We start from the raw sequence: 18,970 nt of genomic DNA on the forward strand, positions 1-18,970 counted from the left end.
CCAGTGTCTGCCCGTCACCTCGGTCTCCACCGCCACGATGACCGCCGCGTAACCAAAGCCCTGACAGCGGTGACCCTCGACGAAGTTGCCGCGGAATGCCGGTTACGTTCCGGGGTGGCAGTACCAGGGCCTTGCCATCGCCTTCCACGCGGCCACCGGCGACGACCTCCTCATCGCCCTGGACACCGCGCAGGCCCTCGTCAACACGGCACGGAACAGCCCTGCCACTGAACCCCAACTGCGTCGGTCCGTCCGCCCCGGGCTCGACGACCCCCGGCTGTGGCAGGAGTTCATCGACACGCGCGAGCACCGGCTCACGACAGAACTGGTGACGAAGCTCGCAGGGGCATCCGGCGGAGCGGACAGCGCCTCCTTCGAAGTCTGGAACGAGGCCACCCCAGCCCTGAGGGACCTCGGCATCGCCCACGGGCTCAATCTGGCCGCCCACAGCGCCATGACGGACACCGACACCCATGATGACGCGCGAGCCCGATCGATCCTCGGCAAGCTGACTGCCGTCTACTCACTCGACCAGACCACGCGCCACGCCGCCTGGCTGATCAGCGAGGGCCTCCTGACCCCCGACGAATACCGACGCATCGCAACAACGACCGACCGGCTGTGCGACCAGCTCGCACCCCATGCGCTCCTCCTCGCCGAGGCATTCGGCTACCCGCCCGGCATCGTCAGGGCCCCCATGACGCAAGCCGACTACCCGTCGGCCCTCGCGCACTCGCTCACCTGGCCCGACGCATGAGCAGGACACACCCCGCGCCGACGAAGGAAGACCACCGTGTCGACACCGACAGAGAGCCGCAACCTCGCACTGACGGACCTGTGGATCGAGCTCTACAACACCGACGTCCACCGCCTCATCAACGAACTGTACGAGGACGGCGCGACGCTGCTCCTGCCGGGCTTCCTGGAGACCACCGACAAGGCCGAACTCCATCGAGCGGAGTCCTACATCCTCACCAAGGCCCCCGACCGTCGCGCCCGAATCCTCCGCTCGATCGCGAAAGACGACACCGTCACGGTCGAATGCGTGCTGTCCGGATCGGACCCGGAAGACGGCCGACCGTGGGAGACCTACTGGTGCGCTGTTCTCAGGTTCCGCGACGGAAGAGTCATCTCCGACCACTCCTACGTCGACACGGTCAAGTGGCCCGGCCTTTCGGAGATCCTGCGACAGCGGGAGGCCGAGAGCCCTCGCCCGGTCACCCCTTGACCGCGGGGGAGGGCGGGGCTTGTCCGGGGTCGGTGCCGATCCGCTGGTCCTGCCTGCGGCGGCGTCGCGATCAAGGGTTGGCACGGCCGGGCCGCCGTTCTCGGGCAGCCCGGCCGTTCGGCCGGGGTCAGCTCTCCAGGTCGTAGACCACGCTCACGGGCGCGTGGTCGCTCCAGCGTTCGGCGTGGGTCTCGGCGCGCTCGACGCGGGCGTCGGTGGCGCGGGCGGCGAGGGTGGGGGTGGCGACCTGGAGGTCGATGCGCCAGCCGGTGTCGTTGTCGAAGGCGCGGCCGCGGTAGGACCACCAGGAGTAGGGGCCGGTGCGGTCGGGGTGGAGGTGGCGGACGACGTCGGTGTAGCCGGCCTCGTCGTAGACGCGGGAGAGCCAGGCGCGTTCCTCGGGGAGGAAGCCGGCGGACTTCTGGTTGGCCTTCCAGTTCTTGAGGTCCTCGGGGCGGTGGGCGATGTTCCAGTCGCCGCAGACCACGACCTCGCGGCCGTCGGCGGCGGCGCGGGTGCGGAGTTTGTGGAGGTGGACGAGGAACTCCGCCATGAAGCGTTCCTTTTCGTCCTGGCGCTCGGTGCCGACCTCGCCGGAGGGGAGGTAGAGGCTGGCGACGGTCAGGCCCGGCAGGTCGATTTCGACGTACCTGCCCGAATTGTCGAATTCGGCCGACTCGAAGCCGATGACCGTGCGGCTCGGCTCCGCCCGGGAGAGGATCGCCACGCCGGCCCGGCCCTTGGTGGCGGACGGGGCCCACACTGTGTGCCAGCCGTCCAGGTCGCGCAGTTCGACCGGTAGCTGCTCGGGCTCGGAGCGCACCTCCTGGAGGCAGACCACGTCCGCCTCGGTGGCGGCCAGCCACTCGATGAAGCCCTTCTTGGCCGCCGCCCGGATTCCGTTCACGTTCACACTCGTCACCACGATCACTCGGGCAGCCTACCCACTGCCGCGCGCGGGCCGTGCCGCGACGCGTCCGGTTGCGGAGCTGACGTGAACGCACCATGAATCTGTGCGTGAGTCCCGTCGCGCCACGCCATTGGTCTTGACCATCTCCCGATCGAGCCCCTAGGGTCACTTACTGCAAGGACCTTTAATAAAGAAGGACGGAAAAAGCCCGCTCTCCCACCTGCCGCAACAGCGGACAGCGGGCCGGGATCCGCCCTCTTTCAGCAGGGCGGACGACACCAGGGTGGAGGACACGGTGGGAACGACAGGACAGCTCACGGCGGTACCGGAACCGAAGTACTGGCACCTGCGCACGGTGCTGCTCCGCGCCATCGACACGGAGTTCGCCATCGGCCAGATCCTGCCGAACGAGCGCGAGCTCGCCGCCCGCTTCGGTGTCGCCAGGGCCACCCTGCGGCAGGCGCTCGACCAGCTGGAGCTGGAGGGCCGCCTGGTCCGCCGGCGCGGGATCGGCACCCTGATCGCCGCCCCCCGGGTCGGCGTCCCGGTGAACCGGCAGGAGGAGGGCTGGCCCGGCGCCGCCCGCAGCCAGGCCTGGCGCACCGTCGACTGCGCCACCGCCCCGGCCGCCCGGCGACTGGCCGAGGCGCTCGGTGTCGCCGAGGACGCCCCCGTGCACACCGTGCGCCGGGTGCGCCTCGTGCAGGGGCGGGTCATGGCCACCGAGTCGCTGCACGTGCCGGCCGCCGCGCTGCCGCACCTGCCCGGCTTCCGCGCCGAGAGCGACCGCGCCCGTTCGGTGCTGCGCCAGCTGGAGCGCCTGGAGGTCGACGGCGAGTCCCGCTCCGTCGAGCTGGGCGTCGCCGAGGCGGAGCAGGCTGCACTGCTGGAGCGCCCGCCCGGTTCGCCGGTCCTGGTGATGACCACCCAGTACGTCGCGGCCGGCCGGCTGGTCGCGCTCGCCGTCTCCACCTACCGCGCGGACACCTGCAAGCTGACCTTCGGGTCGACCGGCCTCGTCGAGGTCACCCCGGTCGGCGCCACCCCCGTGGGTGCCGCCGCCTCCTGAACCACTCCCGAAAACCCTCAGGCCCAGGCCCGAGCGCCCCGCCAGGCGCCCGGGCCTGGGCCGTCTCCGTCCGGCCCTGTTCACCCCGGGAGCCTGAGGCTCCGCCTGCCGGTCACGGTTGCCTGAACGAGGGGCAACCGTTCGGGATCGTGCCCGGGCGGGCGGCGCAAGGGTCGGTAGGCTACGGACGATACCGGCGATAGCTGCGCGACTGTTTGCGCGGGTCACCTCGTGCGGCCCCTGGCCCGGGTCCGCCGACGCCGACGGGAGGGGAGCGGCATGGCGATGGAGTACTACGACGGCCGACCGGTCAGGGTCATCGAGTCGGAGGGCTCGAACCCCGATACCTGGATCGTCGAGTTCCGCGATGCGCGGCTCGACGAGGCGGGCTCCGTACTCGCGGTCATCAGGCCCGAGGAGGGCACCTGGGCGGATGCGGTGGTCAGTGTCCCCCCGGAGGTGGACGTCCTGCCGGTGGCGTTCGTCCGTTGGGCGTTCGAGGTGGCGCAGCGCAGGCTGGGCGGCTGAGGGGCCGATGGGAGGAGAGGCCGCCTCCGCGATCGTGTCCCTGTGGGCGGCCGGCGAGATGCCGGTCGAGTGCGGGCTGTTCCGGGCGGACGGCACCGGGCGGGAGGCGGATTGCGACGACGCGGAGCTGACCGACTTCGCCCTGGGGGAGCCGATCGACCTGGGCGCCCTGTTGGCGAAGGACCCGGAGTGGACCGCCTGCGCCTACGTCTTCGCGGAGGCCGCCCTCCCGGACGGGTCCGGGCGCCTGGTGAGTGGGGGCGGTTCGCACGGCTCGGACGGCTTCTTCGCGCGGCTCGACTTCGACGGCAGTCTCGTGTGGTTGGTTCACCTGCTCTGCAACGAGCTCGTTGCGATCGCCGTCGAATGGCCGCTGGCCACCTTCACCAACAATTGCGACAACACCCTGACGATCGACGTCACCGGCCCGGACTTCGGACCGGTCTGACGATCGGACCGGTCTGACGATCGAGCCGGTGAGGTCGATCGACGGCGTCGCGTTCCACCGGGGCCTCGTGGACGGCGGCCTCCGGCGGACCGCATGCTGCCGGAGGCCGTCACGGGCGGGTGGCCGGGGCGGGGCGAGCGAGCTGCTCAGGCGCGGGCCGAAGCCGGTTCCGCCGTCGGGGGGTTGACGGCGAAGAGCTGCTCCTCGACCTGGTCGAGGGCGACCCGGAGCGCGCCCATGGCGACGACCTCCGAGCCGAGGGCGGCCAGGGCCACCTCGGGGGCGCGGAGGGTGAACTGGGCGAGGCGTTCGCGGAGGGGGTCGAGGACGCCGTCGAGGCCGGCGGCCCAGCCGCCGATCACGACCAGTTGCGGGTCGATGGCCAGGACGAGGGCGGCGACGCTCTGCACCAGGCGGGTCAGGAAGCGGTCGGTCGCGACCTTCGCCACCGCGTCGCCCTCGCGGGCCAGCTTCAGCACCCGTGCCACCGCCGCCTCGTCCAGCGGGTTGAGCGGCTTGCCGGTGGTGGAGAGCAGCCGTTCCGGCGTCACCTCCTGGCCCAGCAGGTGCAGCGCGCCGATCTCGCCCGCCGCGCCGCCGAAGCCGCGGTGCAGGCGGCCGTTGATGAGTGATCCGGCGCCCGGGCTGAGGCCGGCCATGACGAACACGACGTCGTCGGCGCCGACCGCCGCGCCCTGCCAGTGCTCGGCGATCGCGGCGAGGTTGGCGTCGTTCTCGATCATCACCGGGCAGCGGAACGAGCGCCGCAGCCGCGCGCCGAGGTCCAGCCCCGTCCACCCGGGCATCGCGGTGCCCAACTGCACGGTGCCGTCCCGGTCGACGATGCCCGGCGTGCCGACGCCCACCGCCCACAGGTTGTCCCGGGAGACGCCCGCCTTGCGCAGTACCTCCGCGACCACCGACCGTACGGTGCTGAGCCGTTCCTCCGCGTCCAGGGTCTCCTCGACCGGCCGGAAGTGGGTGCCCACCACCTCGCCGGCGAGGTCGGCGAGGATGATCCGGATGTCGTGCACCCCGATCTCGATGCCGAGGATGTGCCCGGCCTCCGCCCGGAACCGGAACCACCGGGCCGGCCGGCCGCGCCGCCCCGAACCGGGCTGACCGCCCGCCTGCGGCTGCTCGACCTCGGCGACCAGGCCGGTCTCCACCAGTCCCTCGATCACGCCCTCGACCGTCGGCCGGGACAGTCCGGTGTCCCCGACCAGCCGGGTCAGGGTCACCGCATGGCCCTCGCGCAGCGCCCGGAGGGTCACCGCCGCGTTGATCCGCCGCAGGAGTGAGGAGTCGCCACCGGTGAGTCTGTCCGCCAAGACGCTGCCCTTCGCCGTTCCGCGCGACTGCCCTTGCGCGCGTGCCGTGTACACGGGTGCCCTCGGACGGCGCCACCGGCCGGTCGTGCCGGGGTCCGCCCCCGGGCGCACCCGCGGGTTTCCGCCGCCCGGTGGCACGGCACGGCGGTGCTGCGCCGCCTGCGCCGGTCCGGTTGGCCTGAGCCGGATGCTACCGGGGCTCCGGCCCGCCCGGCGAGCATCTTCCCAGCTCATCCAGGCTTCGGTATCGAAATGGTACGGATCGGGTGGCAGTGCGTGACCCTACCCTTTCCGCCCCTGCCACTGCCGGGGGTCGGCGACCGTCAGCGCAGGCCGCCGGTCGCGCCGAGGTTCTGCCCCGACACCCACCGGCCGTCCGGGCCGACCAGGAACGCGATGACGTCCGCGACGTCCGCCGGCTGCCCGAGCCGTCGCAGCGGCGTCAGCCCGGCCACCGTCTCCAGCGCCTGCGGGGGATTGGTGGACCGCAGCAGCTCGGTCTCCACCGGCCCGGGGGAGACGGTGTTGCAGGTGATCCCGCGCGGCCCGAGTTCCAGCGCCGCGGCCTCCGTCAACTGCTCCAGCGCGCCCTTGCTGGCCAGGTACGGGGCGATGCCGGGCACCGGGCGGCGGGTGTTGAGGCTGGAGACGTTCACGATCCGCCCGCCGTCGCGCATCCGCCGCGCCGCGTACCGCAGCGTCAGGAACACCGCGCGGGTGTTGACGGCGAGCACGGCGTCGAACTCCGCGGCCTCGGTCTCGGCGAGCGGCGCCCGGGTGAAGGAGGCCGCCGCGTTGTTGACGAGGATGTCCAGCCCGCCGAGGTCCTCCTCGGCCGCCGCCATCAGCCGCTCCGCGCCGTCCGCTTCACCGAGGTCGGCCCGCACCGCGTGCGCCCGCCCGGCGCCGCGCGCGGCCACGGCGCGCACCACCTCCTCCGCCGCCGCGCCGTCGTGCGCGTACCCGAACACCACGTCCGCGCCGTCCGCCGCCAGTCGCTCCACCACGGCCCGCCCGATCCCGCGCGAGCCACCCGTGACGACCGCCGCCCGACCCGCCAGCACCCCGTCCGCGGTCACCTTCTCCGCCATCCAGAACACCCCGTTCCCCGCCGGCCGCACACCGGCTCCAGGGAGAACCTACCGCCCACCGCCCGCCCCGGTGGCCGGTTCGAACAGCAGACCATCCGTCATTTCGCTTGAGACAAGGAGGATTTAATGTGACGGAGCCTCGGCGGGTGGCGCGTGTACGGGGTGGCTGCTCAGGGGCCCTATGCTGCTGCGCATGCTGAGCGAGACACGCCCGGTTGGTTCGGGGGCGGCCATTTTGTCGGATCGGGAGTTCGTACGGGCGCAGACCCGGGTGGGGCCGGTGCCGTTCGTGCCTGAGGTGCGGCTGCACATGGCGGAGGACGCCATCGCGCTGTGGGAGACGACCGAGTCGGCGCGCGGTGAGCGCGGGCTGCCGCCGCCGTTCTGGGCGTTCGCCTGGGCGGGGGGCGTCGGGGTGGCCAGGTATGTGCTGGACCACCCCGGGCTGGTCGCCGGGCGGACGGTGCTGGACCTCGCGGCGGGTTCCGGGCTGGTGGGCATCGCGGCGGCGCTGCGCGGTGCCCGGTCGGTGCGGGCGGCCGAGATCGACGCGTACGCCGTCGCCGCCATCGAGGCCAACGCGGACGTCAACGGTGTGGAGGTCGCGGCCGCCGTCGAGGACCTGCTGGACGGGGACGGCGCGCCGGCGGAGGTGGTGCTCGCCGGGGACGTCTTCTACGAGCGGACGATGGCCGCGCGGTTCCTGCCGTTCCTGCAACGCGCCCGGGCGCGGGGGGCGACGGTCATCGTCGGCGACCCCGGCCGGGCCTACCTGCCGCGCGAGCGGTTCGCTTCGCTGGCGTCGTACGAGGTGCCGGTGGTCGCGGACCTGGAGGACGCGGCGTCGAAGACGACGACGGTGTGGGAGCTGGCGGGCGGCCCGTCCGGCTCCTGAAATTCCCGGCGGGCCGGTGGGTGGCCTTGGTAGACAGTTCGCCGTGATCGACTTCACCCTGCGTACCGCCGTCCCCGAAGAGGTTCCGGCCGTGCTCACCCTCTGGGCCCGCGCCGCCAAGGGCACCAGCATCACGGACGACGCGGCGGGCGTGGCGGCGTTGCTCGCCCGCGATCCGCACTGCCTGCTGGTCGCCGTCCGGGCGGACGACCCGGCCGTGCTGCTCGGCACGGTCATCGCGGGCTGGGACGGTTGGCGCTGTCACCTGTACCGGCTCGCCGTCGACCCGGAGCACCGGCGGCGCGGCATCGGCGCCGCCCTGCTGGCGGCCGCGGAGGAACGGTTCGCCGCGCTCGGCGGCCGGCGGGCGGACGCGATGGTGCTGGACGGGAACGCGCTCGGCCACCGGACCTGGCGGGCCGCCGGGTACGGCCCGCAGCCGCAGTGGACGCGGTGGGTGAAACCGCTGCCGGGCGCCTGACGGAATTGGGCGGTACTGGACGGTACTGGGCCGTGCGGGTGGCGGCACGGCGGCGTCGGTGCGGTGGCGGCGGGTGCGCGCGGGAGGCTGGTGCTCCGTAGCCGGGAGGCGGGAGTGCGCGGGTGAGGGTTCGTGGCGGTGCGGCGGAGGGCGGGGGTGCCGACTCCGGGGTCCTCGGCACCGCGCTCGGCGTGGTCCTGGCGTTCTCGCTCGCGGAGGGCTCGTGGGAGTGGTTCTCCGCCTATCTCGGGCTGACGCTGCTCACGGTCGTCCTGGCCTTCGGGCGGGCTCCGGCGCGGGGGTCCGCGGGCTACGGCTGGAACCTGGCGGCGTACTCGCTGGTGGTGGGCCTGTGCGTGGCGCTCGCGCTGGCGCCGGCGCTGCAGCGGTGGGACTGGCTGTTCCCGATGCCGGGCACCAGGGAGGGGTGCGTGCAGGCGGGCCGGTACGAGAGCCTGCACGCCCAGGCCGCGCTGGGCGGCCTGGCCGGGCAGGACGCGGCGGCGGTGGCGTACGCGCAGGAACAGCAGAGCCGGGTGGCGGTGGACGACTGCCTGTCGGCGACGACCACGCGGTGGCTGCCGGTGTACGCGCTCGGCACGGCGCTGGTGGTGAGCGGGGGCGCGTGGGTGCGGGGGAGGGCGCGGCGGACGGAGTGAGCAACCGGTCCGCCGCCGGATGGGCGCGAACGGCTGGCGGGGGCTTCGGCGGCGTGGTGCGCTGGAGCCCCCACTGGCCATCCGCATGCGAACCAACCGCATTCGCCCGTCCTGGAAGTGAGTCACCGCACCATGACCGTTTCGCCCGGCCCGACCGAGCTCACCGAACTCCTCACCCGGATCCCCGACTTCGAGCAGGCCCTCGCCCTCCATCGTGACCTGGAACCGGACACGGCCATCAACCTGTCCGTCGCGGAGAACGTCCTCGTCTACCAGGACTCGATGCAGAAGATGGTGTTCGACCACATCGACCTGCTGCCGGAGAAGTACATCCACTACGCCACGCCCTACGGCGCACCGGCGCTGCGCCAGGAGGTCGCGGCGCTGCTGTCCAAGGCCTTCGGGGTCGAGGTTCCGTGGGGCGACGTGTTCGGCGCGGGCGGCGTCGGGTCGGCGCTGGAGTGCCTCGCGTTCGCGCTCCAGGACCCGCCGAGAGCGGGGGAGACCGGCCCGCCGCCGCTGAAGGAGGGCGACGCGGTGCTGCTGCCGGCGCCGTACTGGCAGGGGTTCAACTGGTCGTTCGAGCAGCGGCCCAAGCTGACCTGCGTCCCGGTGCCGCTGCCCACCGAGGGCCCGGACCGCTTCCGGCTCACGCTGGACGCGATCAGGGAGGAGTACTACCGGTACTACCGCGTGCACGCCGAGAACCCCAGGCTGCTCGTGCTGACCAACCCGCAGAACCCGCTGGGCGTCAACTACGGGAAGCCACTGCTGGACGAGATCTACGCCTGGGTGCTGGACGAGACCGACATGCACATCATCTCGGATGAGATCTACTGCCACTCGCAGGTCGACGGTGTGCGGGTGCCGTTCACGAGCGCGTTCGCGCTGGACGCGTACCGGAAGGCGCCGGAGCGGATCCACGTGGTGTGGGGGTTCGCGAAGGACTTCGGGCTCTCGGGGTTCCGGACGGGCTTCGTGGTGTCGAGGTACGGGCCGGTGCAGCGGGCGATGACCGGAACGGCGGACATCGAGGAGAAGCGGCACTCGATGTCGTGGTTCACCCCCGTCGACTCGCTGAAGCACTACGTGCTGGGCGAGTTGCTGGAGAGCACGGTGAACGGGGCCGGCGCGGAGCTGTACACGACGTACGCGATGCGGCGCTACAAGGAGCTGCTGACCGAGAGCTTCGAGAAGGTGCGGGCCAGGCTGGTCGAGAAGGGGATCGACTTCGTCCACACGGAGGGCGACAACCCGGCCCAGTTCTTCTGGCTCGACCTGACGGCCTACCTGGGCAAGCGCGCGGGGAAGGCACCCTGCGAGCCCCAGAAGTTCACCCCGCCCCACGACATGGACCCCGACGAGCAGTGGCTCTTCGAGTACCTGCGCTGCGAACCGACGGAGGTCACCCTCCTCCCAGGTCAGACCATGCACTGCCCCGCCCCCGGTTTCTTCCGCCTGTGCTTCACGGCCTACCAGCCGGACGTGGTCTGTACGGCGATCGACCGCGTGGCGAAGGCGCTGGCCCTGCTGAAGTAGGGGGCAACCGGTTATGGCGTAGGAAGTCGGCCGGGCCGACTTCCTACGCCATAACCGGTTGACGCGTGGTGGACGATGAGGGCGTGATCGACAAGGAGCGTGCCGTCGGACTCGTCGAGTCCTACCTGGCCGGGGACCTCTCCGAGGGGACGCGGCCCGAGCGGGCCGTGTACGCGGTGGAGGAGTACGAGGTCGGGTGGCTCGTGTTCTGGGGGCCGGTCCGGTCCGCACGGGACAGGATCGTCGGGGGGAACAGCCACGTCCTCGTGGACCGGGAGGACGGGAGCCTGCACTACGTCGCCGAGGCGTGGTGGCAGGAGGAGGGGTGGGAGGACCACTACCTGCTCCAGACCAAGGGCGTCCGGCGCCCCGACCCGCTGGCCGCCGAGGTGCGCGGGCTGCTGCGGTCGGACGGGGCGGTGGCCGCGATGCGGCACCTGCGGCGGCGCGCGCCGAGGCTGGGCCTGGTGGAGGCCAGGGCCTACCTCGCGGCCGTGCGGGACGGCGCCGAACCGCCGGAGGAGCTGGCGGGTCTCACCCGCAAGGAGCGGACCACGCCGTACTGGCCCGTCGACACCCTGGCCGGGCCCGTCGACGAGCGCCCACCGCCGGGGTAGTGGGTTCCGTGCTGGGCGTCAGCGCACCACCCGCAGCAGCAGGCCCTCGTCGAGGGGGCTGACCTGGACCTGGGTGAGGTCCTTCACCGCTGCCGCTAGGGTGCCGTCGGGCAGGCCGGAGAGGCCGTCGCCCAGGCCGATGCAGTGCATGCCGGCGGCGAGGGCCGCTTGCACGCCCGCCTTGGCGTCCTCGATGACCAGGCAGCAGCCGGGGGCGGTGCCCAGGGCGGCCGCGCCCTTGAGGTAGCCCTCGGGGTCGGGCTTGCCGCGGTCGAAGTCCTCGGCGGCGAGGAGGACGCCCGGTTCGGGGAGGCCGGCGGCGGCCAGGCGGCCGCGGGCGACGCGGCGGGTGCCTGAGGTGACGACGCCCCAGCGGTCGGCCGGCAGGGCGGCGAGCAGGGCGGGTGCGCCGGGGATGGGCCGGATGCCGTCGAAGTCGCGTTCCTCGCGCTCGGCGATGACCCGGGCCTCGTGGGCGGCGTTCAGGTGCGGGGCGATCAGCGCGATCAGGTCGATGTCGCGCAGGCCGTGCGACCTGGCCACCGCGTCGTCGCCGTCGAGGCCCTGCTCCGCCGCCCAGTCGCGCAGGATGCGTTCGACGATCGGGAGCGAGTCGACGAGAACGCCGTCGAGGTCGAACAGGATGCGCTCGCAGAAGATCTGGCTCATGGGCTGTCGGTCGTCCTTTCGGGGGCAGTGGTGTCGAGGCGCCAGACCTCGTGCGGAACGCCGTCCGCCACCCGGCGGAGCGGCAGCGGCAGGTGGTCGCGCCCGAAGAGGATCGTCGAGGCGATCGTCCTGCCGAGCGCGCCCGCGTCGTGCCGCCCGAGCCGGGCCGACTCCTCCTCCGGGAGGTCGGGGTGGGACACCGCGACGACCCGGAAGTCCGGCCTCACCAGGCGCGTGAGGTACCTGATCCGGGCCGCGTGGTGGTCGGACGTCACCAGCAGCACCTCGTCGATCCCATGATGCCGTGCCAGCTCGTCCGCGAACAGGACGTCGTCGTAGCTGTGTCGGGTCTCCAGGCAGGCGAGGACGGGGGGCGGCCCGCCGGGCCGCCCGGCGAGCCAGGCGGCGCAGTGCCGCCAGTGCGGTTGGTCCGTGGTGTTGAACTGGGCGCCGAAGCCCCCGGTCAGCACCAGGTGCGTGCCGGGGGTGTCCAGCAGTTCCACGGCGCGGCGGGTGCGGGCCCGGGCGATGGTGCTCAGCGTGCCGTGGGCGTCGTTCGGCGCGGCGAGCACGACCACCGCCCGTCGGCCGGCCCGTCCGGCCCCCTTGGCGGAGGCCGGCGGACGGGCGTCCAGAGCCCGTACGTACGCCTGGAACAGCGGGCCGTCCGCGCAGTTCCGGAGCGCCGCCAGCTCGGCCCAGTCGGCCGAGAACCCGACCGCGCCGGACATGGTGAGCGAGGTGCCGGTGACCGTGCCGCCGTTCGCGCGGAACCGCGCCGGCAGCTCGGCGGGCAGCCGGAGCCGCAGCCGGGTCGACGGGGAGTCGCCCCACCAGCAACCCAGCAGGTCGTCGGCGCCGAAGACCAACCCGAAGGACGCGCCCGTCCGGGGCTCGCCGCCGGTCCCGGTCACCTGGAGCGCGAGGCGCGCCCGGCGGTCGTCCGGCGGACGGCGCGGCAGCGCCCGGTCCACGGCTTCGAACAACTGGTCCACGGAGCCCCCCAGGCCTCAGGAGTCGGCGAACCGACGGTAGGACAGGACCGTCTGCTCCAGATCCGACGCGCGGAACTCCGGGTGCCAGCCCAGCCGGTCCCAGCCCTCGCCCTTCGCGACCAGGTCGGCGTTGCGGGTCTCGCCCTTGCGCATCGGCAGGTACTCGATGCCCGCCCTGGACCCGGTCACCTCCAGGACCATCCGGGCGACCTCGTTCACCGTGAAGGCGACGCCGGTGCCGCCGTCGAAGACCTCGCGGTCACCGAAGCCGAGCGCCTCGGCGAGCATCCGGCCGAGATCGGCGGAGTGCACCAGGTCGACGGTCTGCTCGCCGTCGCCCCAGACCGGGATCGGCCGGCCGCTCCACGCCCGGACGGCGAAGGTGGGCACGATCTTCTGCACCCCGTAGTGCTTCTGGCCCGCACCGAAGGCGTTGAAGGCCCTGACGTGGCTGACCGGAACGCCGAAGTTCGCGTGCCAGGCGTAGGAGAGGTTCTGTGCGCACTGCTTGGTGCTCTGGTACACGTTCTGCCACACCTGCGGCATGGTGATGCCGACGAACCGCGCGCCGTTCTCGCGGCACACCTCCAGTACGCGGTAGGTGCCCTTGATGTTGATGTCGATGGCGTCCTCGACCGAGGAGAAGAGTTCCTCGGTGCCGAGGACGCCGGCGAGATGGATCACGCCGTCGACACCGGCGAGGGCGGGCCTGAGCTTGGCGTCCAGCAGATCGACACCGGACCGGCGGTCGATGGAAACGGCCTCGTGGCCCTGGTCCCGCAGGTACTCCATCGCGTAGCGACCGATGAACCCGTCTCCCCCGGTCACTGCACAGCGCATGTCATTCCTCCGTTGCGGTATGCGGAAAGAGATGCGTACATTTCGCAGTATCTTTTATGGCAGATCACGGGCGAATCGGAAAGAGCGGGAAAGATGCCGTGATGTACATCACGTGATCGTATGTACCCATTGGAATTCCCTCGGGAACCATCGGGCCCGGGAGGCTCCTTCCGCACCACTCGCCCAGGATTCTTCAGGAGGCGCAGTGCCGGCAACTCCCAGGAAAAAGGCCGAGGGATACCGCTCGGCGCTCTTCCTCTTATTTCTCGTCGGCGTTTCCCAGGCCGGCACCGGCCCGTTGCTGCCCCTGTTCGAAAAGCGCTACCCGACCGGCGCGGCGGGCGTTCCCTATCTGATCACCGCATTCTTCGCCGGAAGTCTGGCCGCGATGGTGATCGCCTCGGCGGCCCGCTCCGTCGGCCGCCGGGTGCTGCCCGCCGCCACGCTCGTCTTCGCGGTGGGCTGCGCCGGGATCCACTTCTCCGGGAACATCTCCGCCGGCCTCGTCGGCTGCGCGCTCGCCGGGTTCGGGGCGGGCAACGTCGTGCTCACCGTGAACGACGTGTTCGCCCGTCAGGAGAACGGCGTGGGAATGGTGAACCTCCTCAACGGGGTCTTCGCGCTCGGAACCGTGGCCGGCCCTCTGCTGGCCGGGGCCTCCCTGAAGTGGGGCCGGCCGTACGGCTTCCTGGTGGCGGCCGTCGGGGCCGTGCTCTGCCTGCGGGTGGCCCGGGTCGCGGGGTGGCGCACCCATGAGGAGACGGCGGACGCGCGGGCGTCGCGGGCGACCCTCGGCGGGAGGCCGCTGGCCGTCTTCCTGCTGCTCTACCTCGCCTACGGCGGGCTGGAGACGGGGATCGGCGCCTGGGCCGCCAGGGACATCCAGAGCCAGGGCCACAGCCCGGCCGCCGCGGCGGGCATCGTCGCCGTCTTCTGGGGCGCCACGGCGGTGTCGAAGTTCGGCGCGGTGGCCCTCGCCCGCAGGGTCTCGACGGCCGGCCTGGTGATCGCCGGGCTCGCCGGGACCAGCGTCTCGCTGGTCCTCGCGTCTCTGCCGCACGGGGCGGTCGCCGGATTCCTGCTCGCCGGGCTGGCGTTGGGGCCGGTCTTCCCCACCGGTCTGGCCTGGATCGCGCAGCGCGGCGGCGGCCGGCGGTCGGTGGGGCTCGTCATCTCGGCCTCGATGACCGGCAGCATCCTCTTCCCGGCCGCGATCGGCTGGTTCGTCGGGTACGACGTGCGGGTCATCCCCTGGGGGCTGGCCGCCATCGGGGCCCTGGGGGTCCTGGCGGCCGTCGGGGCGCGGCGTACGGCGGTCGGTGCCGTCGTGGGAGGGAAGCCGCTGGCGGGCGTCCGCTGATCCGCCGTCACGGCCGGCCGGCCGACCGGCCGTCAGGACGGCTCCGACCACGGAGGCGCCTGCCCGGTCCCTTCGTCACCGCCGAGTTCCTGGGCGGCCAGGACCTCGTCGCCGTGCTCGAACGCCCAGGCGCCGACGGCGTCGATCGGCGCGAGGAAGGTGCGGCCCAGCGCGGTGAGCCGGTACTCGACGCCGGGCGGGGCGCCGGGCAGCGGGCGACGGTCGACCAGGCCGTTGAACTGGAGGCGGCGCAGCGTCTCGGTGAGGACCTTGGAGCTGATGCCGCCGATCCGCTCCCGCAGTTCGACCGGGCGCTGCGGGCCGTCGCGCAGGGACCAGAGCACCACGGCGTTCCAGGTGTTGGAGAGCAGGTCGAAGGCGAGCCGGGCCCGGCAGTCGGCGAGGAAGGCGTGGGAGGAGGACACGTACCGAATGGTGCCCTACGGGTTCCCTAGCGTCGGTGGGGACGGTTGCGGACGACGAACGGAGGGACGGCCGATGAGGATCGGTGTGCTGGGAACGGGCAACATGGCGGACGCGCTCGCCACCCACTGGGTGCGGGCCGGGCACCGGGTGGCGGTCGGCGGGCGGGATGCCGCCGGGGCCGGGCGGCTGGCGCGGCGGCTCGGGGCGGGGGCGGAGCCCGCCGGGCTGCGGGAGGCGGCCGCCTTCGGGGAGGTGGTGCTGGCCGCGCTGCCCTTCGGGGCGGGGGAGGAGGTGGTGCGGGAGCTGCGGGCGGAGCTGGACGGCACGGTGCTGGTCGACTGTTCCAACCCCGTCGGCCCCGGCTTCCGGCTGCTGACGGACGGCGGGCCGCCGGCCGCCCGCCGGCTTGCCGACGCCGCCCCCGGGGCGCGGGTGGTCAAGGCGTTCAACCTCTGCCACGAGGACGTGTGGCGGATGCGCCCGCCGGTCTTCGACGGCAGGCCGCTGGCCGTGCCGCTCTGCGGGGACGACCCGGCGGCCCTCGCCGTGGTGTCCGGGCTGGTGCGGGACACGGGCTGCCTGCCGGTCGCCGGCGGCGGGCTGGAGCGGGCCGGCCTGCTGGAGGCGACCGCCGCGCTGTTCATCGGCCTCTGGGTCGGCGAGGGCGCGGACGTGCAGGCGATCGCCCCGCCACTGGCGTACGCGACCGGCGAGCCGGCCGGCCCGCCGGTCGGCAGTGCAGGGGACGTGGCCACGGGCGGGGCCACGGGCGTGGCTGCGGATGTGGCTATGGGCGGGGCTGCGGACGGACGGTGAGGATCTGTTCGGCCTGACCGACCGGGCCGTCCACGTCGTGCAGCACGGTGCTGGTGAGGCCCTGGCCGGTCGGGCCGAAGGTGACGGTGGTGTCCAGACCGGTCCAGGGCCCGCGCGGGGTGCGGTGGAGGTGGATGGTCAGGTCGACGTTGGGGAACATCCACGCGGCCGGGTCCTGCTGCGGGGCGATGCCGTTGGCGGTGTCCACCATCGCGACGAAGGAGGCGAGGGGGCTGCTCGGTTCGCCCGCGACCAGGTCGACGCGCGAGGTCAGCCAGGCCGTCGCGCGGCCCCGGCGGGCCGGCGGCACCCGGCGGACGTCGATCGAGGAGATGTAGCCGCCGTCCCAGGCGTCGTCCATGGCCCAGTCGGGGAGGTCCTCGGGCGCGGGTAGCGGCTCGCGCGGGCTGTCGGCGACGGCCGAGGTGTCCAGGGCGGCCAGCAGCCAGACCCGGGCCCGGACGACGGCGCGTCCGCCGATCGCCACGGTGGCTTCGAGGAGTTCGATGGTGCGGCCGGGGCGGACGGACTCCACGGTGACCTCGCACTCGTCGAGCGCGATCCGGCCGAGGATGTCGTAGCTGATCCGGGCGGGCACCAGGCCACCGGGGCGCCCGGCGAGGAACCGGTCCACGGCGTGCACGACCAGGCCGGCCAGCGGGCTGAAGTGCTGCTCGTCGGCGCTCCACGCACCGCCCGCGTGCGCGGTGGGCTTGAAGGTGTGCCCGCCCGTCCGCTCGTAGTAGCTCTCGCGCGCGATCGTGCTGGTGGTCACGGGTGCCGTCTCCTCGACCGGGGCTGGTGCATCGTTCCCGAATCGTAGGCGCCGAGCGCGGCGGCGGTCGCCGTGATCTACCGCACAGCGGGTCGAACCGGGAGCGAACGGGACGACGGGCCCTGTCGGCCGGGACGTCGGGACCGGGACCGTGGGGAGCGAACGATCCGCGACCGGGAAGTGGGGCGCACGATGGCGCAGTACCGGAACGACCACGGAGCGGACGTCGATCCGCACGACCTCGACCTGGTGGCGTTCCGGTCCGCGCCGCAGCGGCGGGCGCGGGACGCGCTGCTCGCCGTCAACGCCGACATGCGGCGCAACTACGCCTCCCTGAAGGCCGATCTGACCACCCGCCTCACCCCGGTGATCGTCGTCCAGAACGACTCCCGGGGCGGCCGCTACACCCTCGTGGACGCCGGGGAGCGGGAGTCGCTGCACCCCGTCGCCGAGGTGTTCGAGCTGGCGAAGTCGATCGCCCATGTGCCGCTCGGCACCTTCACCGTCCTCGCCCCGTACCTCAAGGGCCCGGAGGGGCGGGGCTGGGTGCGGCCGCTCCAGGAGTTCGCGGCCACGCTGACCGTCGCCCGGCAGCAACTCGACGCCGCCGGCCTGCCGCGCGCGCTCGCGGCCTCCTCGCGGCGGATCCTGGACGCGGCGCTGCGGTTCATCGCGCTGGTCATCGAGCGGCCGATGTCCGGCCCCGAACTGATCAGGGCCTTCACCGACTTCAGCGGCGGCGTGTACGGCGACATCCGCACCAACATGTACCACGCCGCCAAGGCCCAGATCGCCGGGGTGGAGGCGGTGATGCGGCGCTGGCGGAGCCGGGTGGGGGAGCAGCGGTGGAAGGGCCTCTACGTGGTGGTCCTCTCGCTGTGGACGACCTCGGTGCTCAACCAGAACAGCATCATCATCCGGCGGTTCATGGACCCGGCCGCCGTGGCCACCCACCTCATCGACCTGCCGACCGCCGAGACGCCCGCCGACCCCGTCCTCACCGCCCTGGACAACCTCGCCCGGATCGTGCAGGACAACGTCGCCGCCGAACTCGTCTTCCCCGTCGACCAGGAGATCGCCGACGCCCTCAAGGGGCAGGAGGACCTGCTCTCCGACACCATCCAGCAGCAACTGGCCTGCCCCTACCAGGACAAGCGGGCGGTGGCGGACGGAGGACTGGACGGGAGAGTCGTCGCGAGGGCGGTCGGCCGGGTCGTGCGGTGAGCGGCATGGCCCACGCGAAGACCTCCTGCGTCTTCGCCGCCACCCGCCCGTCCGGGCCGCCGCCGGCGACGTACGGGGCGCCGTCCAGCGCCGGACGGTAGAGCAGCATCCCGGCCACCGCGGCGACTTCGGTGACGAGGAACAGCGCGCCCGTGGTCGCGGCCGTCCGTCTGTTCATCCCGATCATCCCCCTCCCTCTGAGGTGTACGGCGTACACCTGTGGGCTCACCGTAGGCGTACGCCGTACACTCGTCAGGCCGCCGAAACCGAGGGAGGGCCGACGATGACCGAGGGCGAGGGAACCCGCCGCACCCCGCTGAACCGCGAGCGCGTGCTGCACGCCGCCGTGGCGCTCGCCGACGCCGGGAGCGGGATCGAGGCGCTGAGCATGCGCAAACTCGCCCAGGTGCTGGGCGTGGTGCCGATGGCCCTCTACAAGCACGTCGCCAACAAGGGGGAACTGCTCACCGGCATGGTCGACACCGTCGTCGGCGAGATCGACCCGCCGGCGCCCGGCGTCCACTGGAAGGGCGCCGTACGCGACCGCGTACTGTCCGCCCGCCGGGCGCTGCACCGCCACCCCTGGGCGCCGCGCGTCATCGAGTCGCTGCCCGCGCCGACGTCCGCGATGCTCGACCACCTGGAGGCGGTGATCGGCCTGTTCCGCTCCGGGGGCCTGTCCGCCGACCTCACCCACCACGCGATGCACGCGCTCGGCGGTCGCGTCCTGGGCTTCACCCAGGAACTGTTCACCGGCTCCCCGGGCGCGGACGCCGGAGCGGCCGCCCAACTGGCCGTCCGCTACCCGCGGATCGCGGAGATCGCCGCCACCGCCGCCCACGCGCAGGGCGGCTCGGCGGTCGACGGGGGATGCGACGACCAGTTCGAGTTCGAGTTCGCCCTCGACGTGCTGCTGGACGGCGTCGAGCGCCTCCACCGGGCGGGCTGGACATCGGCCGCGGGGGGTCGACTGTAGTGCTGCCGCGGCCGTGCGTCGTGCCCCGTGCTCACGACGCCTATGACGGCCGGAAGTTGAGTCGTCGCCGGGTGATTCCGGAATCTGTTGCGG

At 72.9% G+C, this 18,970-nt stretch carries 22 protein-coding genes; 14 read left to right on the forward strand and 8 right to left on the reverse strand.

The genetic code is table 11. The features are described 5' to 3' along the window. Positions 1–85 precede the first annotated feature (85 nt). Together ACFZBX_RS10935 and ACFZBX_RS10940 are read left to right on the forward strand one after the other, a co-directional pair. Positions 86–757, forward strand: a complete 672-nt coding sequence (locus tag ACFZBX_RS10935) for an acyl-CoA dehydrogenase (protein WP_391533000.1) — start codon at positions 86–88, stop codon at positions 755–757. Positions 758–793: 36 nt separating this feature from the next. After that, a complete protein-coding gene (locus ACFZBX_RS10940; RefSeq protein WP_391533002.1) occupies positions 794–1,228 on the forward strand; it encodes a nuclear transport factor 2 family protein in 435 nt (144 codons plus the stop codon). Between the two features lie 127 nt (positions 1,229–1,355). Here ACFZBX_RS10940 and ACFZBX_RS10945 read toward each other — a convergent pair whose 3' ends face one another. Then, entirely contained in the window at positions 1,356–2,159 is an 804-nt protein-coding gene (locus ACFZBX_RS10945; protein ID WP_391533004.1) for an exodeoxyribonuclease III, read from the reverse strand. A 274-nt stretch (positions 2,160–2,433) separates the two neighbouring features. Here ACFZBX_RS10945 and ACFZBX_RS10950 point away from each other — a divergent pair, with 274 nt between their 5' ends. The 3 genes from ACFZBX_RS10950 to ACFZBX_RS10960 all read left to right on the forward strand — a co-directional run bounded on the left by ACFZBX_RS10950 (position 2,434) and on the right by ACFZBX_RS10960 (position 4,183). After that, positions 2,434–3,207 (forward strand): GntR family transcriptional regulator, encoded by a 774-nt coding sequence (locus ACFZBX_RS10950; protein ID WP_391533005.1) that lies wholly within the window; start codon positions 2,434–2,436, stop codon positions 3,205–3,207. Between the two features lie 279 nt (positions 3,208–3,486). After that, the gene (locus ACFZBX_RS10955) at positions 3,487–3,735 is read left to right on the forward strand and encodes a hypothetical protein (protein WP_391533007.1); all 249 of its coding nucleotides are present in this window, start codon (positions 3,487–3,489) and stop codon (positions 3,733–3,735) included. A gap of 7 nt (positions 3,736–3,742) precedes the next feature. Beyond that, positions 3,743–4,183 (forward strand): hypothetical protein, encoded by a 441-nt coding sequence (locus tag ACFZBX_RS10960; RefSeq protein ID WP_391533008.1) that lies wholly within the window; start codon positions 3,743–3,745, stop codon positions 4,181–4,183. A 146-nt stretch (positions 4,184–4,329) separates the two neighbouring features. On the opposite strand, the gene ACFZBX_RS10965 is transcribed toward ACFZBX_RS10960, so the two are convergent. Then, the gene (locus tag ACFZBX_RS10965) at positions 4,330–5,514 is read right to left on the reverse strand and encodes an ROK family protein (RefSeq protein ID WP_391533009.1); all 1,185 of its coding nucleotides are present in this window, start codon (positions 5,512–5,514) and stop codon (positions 4,330–4,332) included. Between the two features lie 323 nt (positions 5,515–5,837). Continuing rightward, positions 5,838–6,605, reverse strand: coding sequence for an SDR family oxidoreductase (locus tag ACFZBX_RS10970; RefSeq protein WP_391533011.1), 768 nt, complete (start codon positions 6,603–6,605; stop codon positions 5,838–5,840). A 280-nt stretch (positions 6,606–6,885) separates the two neighbouring features. On the opposite strand from ACFZBX_RS10970, the gene ACFZBX_RS10975 reads away from it, so the two are divergent. The 5 genes from ACFZBX_RS10975 (at position 6,886) to ACFZBX_RS10995 (ending at position 10,796) form a co-directional block, all read left to right on the forward strand. Beyond that, positions 6,886–7,500: a class I SAM-dependent methyltransferase gene (locus ACFZBX_RS10975; protein WP_391533012.1), complete on the forward strand. Its 615-nt coding sequence runs from the start codon at positions 6,886–6,888 to the stop codon at positions 7,498–7,500. A gap of 43 nt (positions 7,501–7,543) precedes the next feature. Continuing rightward, complete coding sequence (locus ACFZBX_RS10980) at positions 7,544–7,981, forward strand: GNAT family N-acetyltransferase (RefSeq protein WP_391533014.1); 438 nt, start codon at positions 7,544–7,546, stop codon at positions 7,979–7,981. Between the two features lie 122 nt (positions 7,982–8,103). Further along, entirely contained in the window at positions 8,104–8,640 is a 537-nt protein-coding gene (locus tag ACFZBX_RS10985) for a hypothetical protein (protein WP_391533015.1), read from the forward strand. 132 nt (positions 8,641–8,772) lie between these two features. Further along, positions 8,773–10,179: an aminotransferase class I/II-fold pyridoxal phosphate-dependent enzyme gene (locus ACFZBX_RS10990; RefSeq protein ID WP_391533016.1), complete on the forward strand. Its 1,407-nt coding sequence runs from the start codon at positions 8,773–8,775 to the stop codon at positions 10,177–10,179. Between the two features lie 83 nt (positions 10,180–10,262). After that, the gene (locus ACFZBX_RS10995) at positions 10,263–10,796 is read left to right on the forward strand and encodes a hypothetical protein (protein WP_391533017.1); all 534 of its coding nucleotides are present in this window, start codon (positions 10,263–10,265) and stop codon (positions 10,794–10,796) included. A gap of 18 nt (positions 10,797–10,814) precedes the next feature. On the opposite strand, the gene ACFZBX_RS11000 is transcribed toward ACFZBX_RS10995, so the two are convergent. The 3 genes from ACFZBX_RS11000 to ACFZBX_RS11010 are packed head-to-tail and all read right to left on the reverse strand — an operon-like array spanning position 10,815 to position 13,300. Then, positions 10,815–11,465 carry an HAD-IA family hydrolase gene (locus ACFZBX_RS11000; RefSeq protein WP_391533019.1) on the reverse strand — a complete coding sequence of 217 codons (651 nt, stop codon included), beginning with the start codon at positions 11,463–11,465 and terminating at the stop codon, positions 10,815–10,817. Then, positions 11,462–12,460 carry a YdcF family protein gene (locus ACFZBX_RS11005; RefSeq protein WP_391533020.1) on the reverse strand — a complete coding sequence of 333 codons (999 nt, stop codon included), beginning with the start codon at positions 12,458–12,460 and terminating at the stop codon, positions 11,462–11,464. The genes ACFZBX_RS11000 and ACFZBX_RS11005 overlap by 4 nt, the downstream gene beginning before the upstream one ends. 15 nt (positions 12,461–12,475) lie before the next feature. Further along, complete coding sequence (locus ACFZBX_RS11010; protein ID WP_391533022.1) at positions 12,476–13,300, reverse strand: NAD-dependent epimerase/dehydratase family protein; 825 nt, start codon at positions 13,298–13,300, stop codon at positions 12,476–12,478. Positions 13,301–13,505: 205 nt separating this feature from the next. Here ACFZBX_RS11010 and ACFZBX_RS11015 point away from each other — a divergent pair, with 205 nt between their 5' ends. After that, on the forward strand, positions 13,506–14,660 hold the full coding sequence (locus ACFZBX_RS11015; protein ID WP_391533024.1) for an MFS transporter: 1,155 nt from the start codon (positions 13,506–13,508) through the stop codon (positions 14,658–14,660). A gap of 32 nt (positions 14,661–14,692) precedes the next feature. On the opposite strand, the gene ACFZBX_RS11020 is transcribed toward ACFZBX_RS11015, so the two are convergent. Further along, the gene (locus tag ACFZBX_RS11020; RefSeq protein ID WP_391533026.1) at positions 14,693–15,085 is read right to left on the reverse strand and encodes a winged helix-turn-helix transcriptional regulator; all 393 of its coding nucleotides are present in this window, start codon (positions 15,083–15,085) and stop codon (positions 14,693–14,695) included. 73 nt (positions 15,086–15,158) lie between these two features. Between ACFZBX_RS11020 and ACFZBX_RS11025 the strand changes: the two genes are divergently transcribed. Continuing rightward, complete coding sequence (locus ACFZBX_RS11025; protein ID WP_391533028.1) at positions 15,159–15,902, forward strand: NADPH-dependent F420 reductase; 744 nt, start codon at positions 15,159–15,161, stop codon at positions 15,900–15,902. On the opposite strand, the gene ACFZBX_RS11030 is transcribed toward ACFZBX_RS11025, so the two are convergent. Beyond that, positions 15,874–16,677: a thioesterase family protein gene (locus tag ACFZBX_RS11030; protein WP_391533030.1), complete on the reverse strand. Its 804-nt coding sequence runs from the start codon at positions 16,675–16,677 to the stop codon at positions 15,874–15,876. The two genes, ACFZBX_RS11025 and ACFZBX_RS11030, sit on opposite strands and share 29 nt — an antisense overlap. Before the next feature lie 192 nt (positions 16,678–16,869). Between ACFZBX_RS11030 and ACFZBX_RS11035 the strand changes: the two genes are divergently transcribed. After that, positions 16,870–17,901: a hypothetical protein gene (locus tag ACFZBX_RS11035; RefSeq protein WP_391533031.1), complete on the forward strand. Its 1,032-nt coding sequence runs from the start codon at positions 16,870–16,872 to the stop codon at positions 17,899–17,901. A gap of 283 nt (positions 17,902–18,184) precedes the next feature. Next, positions 18,185–18,877 (forward strand): TetR/AcrR family transcriptional regulator C-terminal domain-containing protein, encoded by a 693-nt coding sequence (locus ACFZBX_RS11040; protein WP_391533033.1) that lies wholly within the window; start codon positions 18,185–18,187, stop codon positions 18,875–18,877. The last annotated feature ends 93 nt before the right edge of the window (positions 18,878–18,970 follow it).

Origin of the sequence: Kitasatospora sp. NPDC008115 (assembly GCF_042957205.1) — a bacterium.
Classification (GTDB): Bacteria; Actinomycetota; Actinomycetes; order Streptomycetales; family Streptomycetaceae; genus Kitasatospora.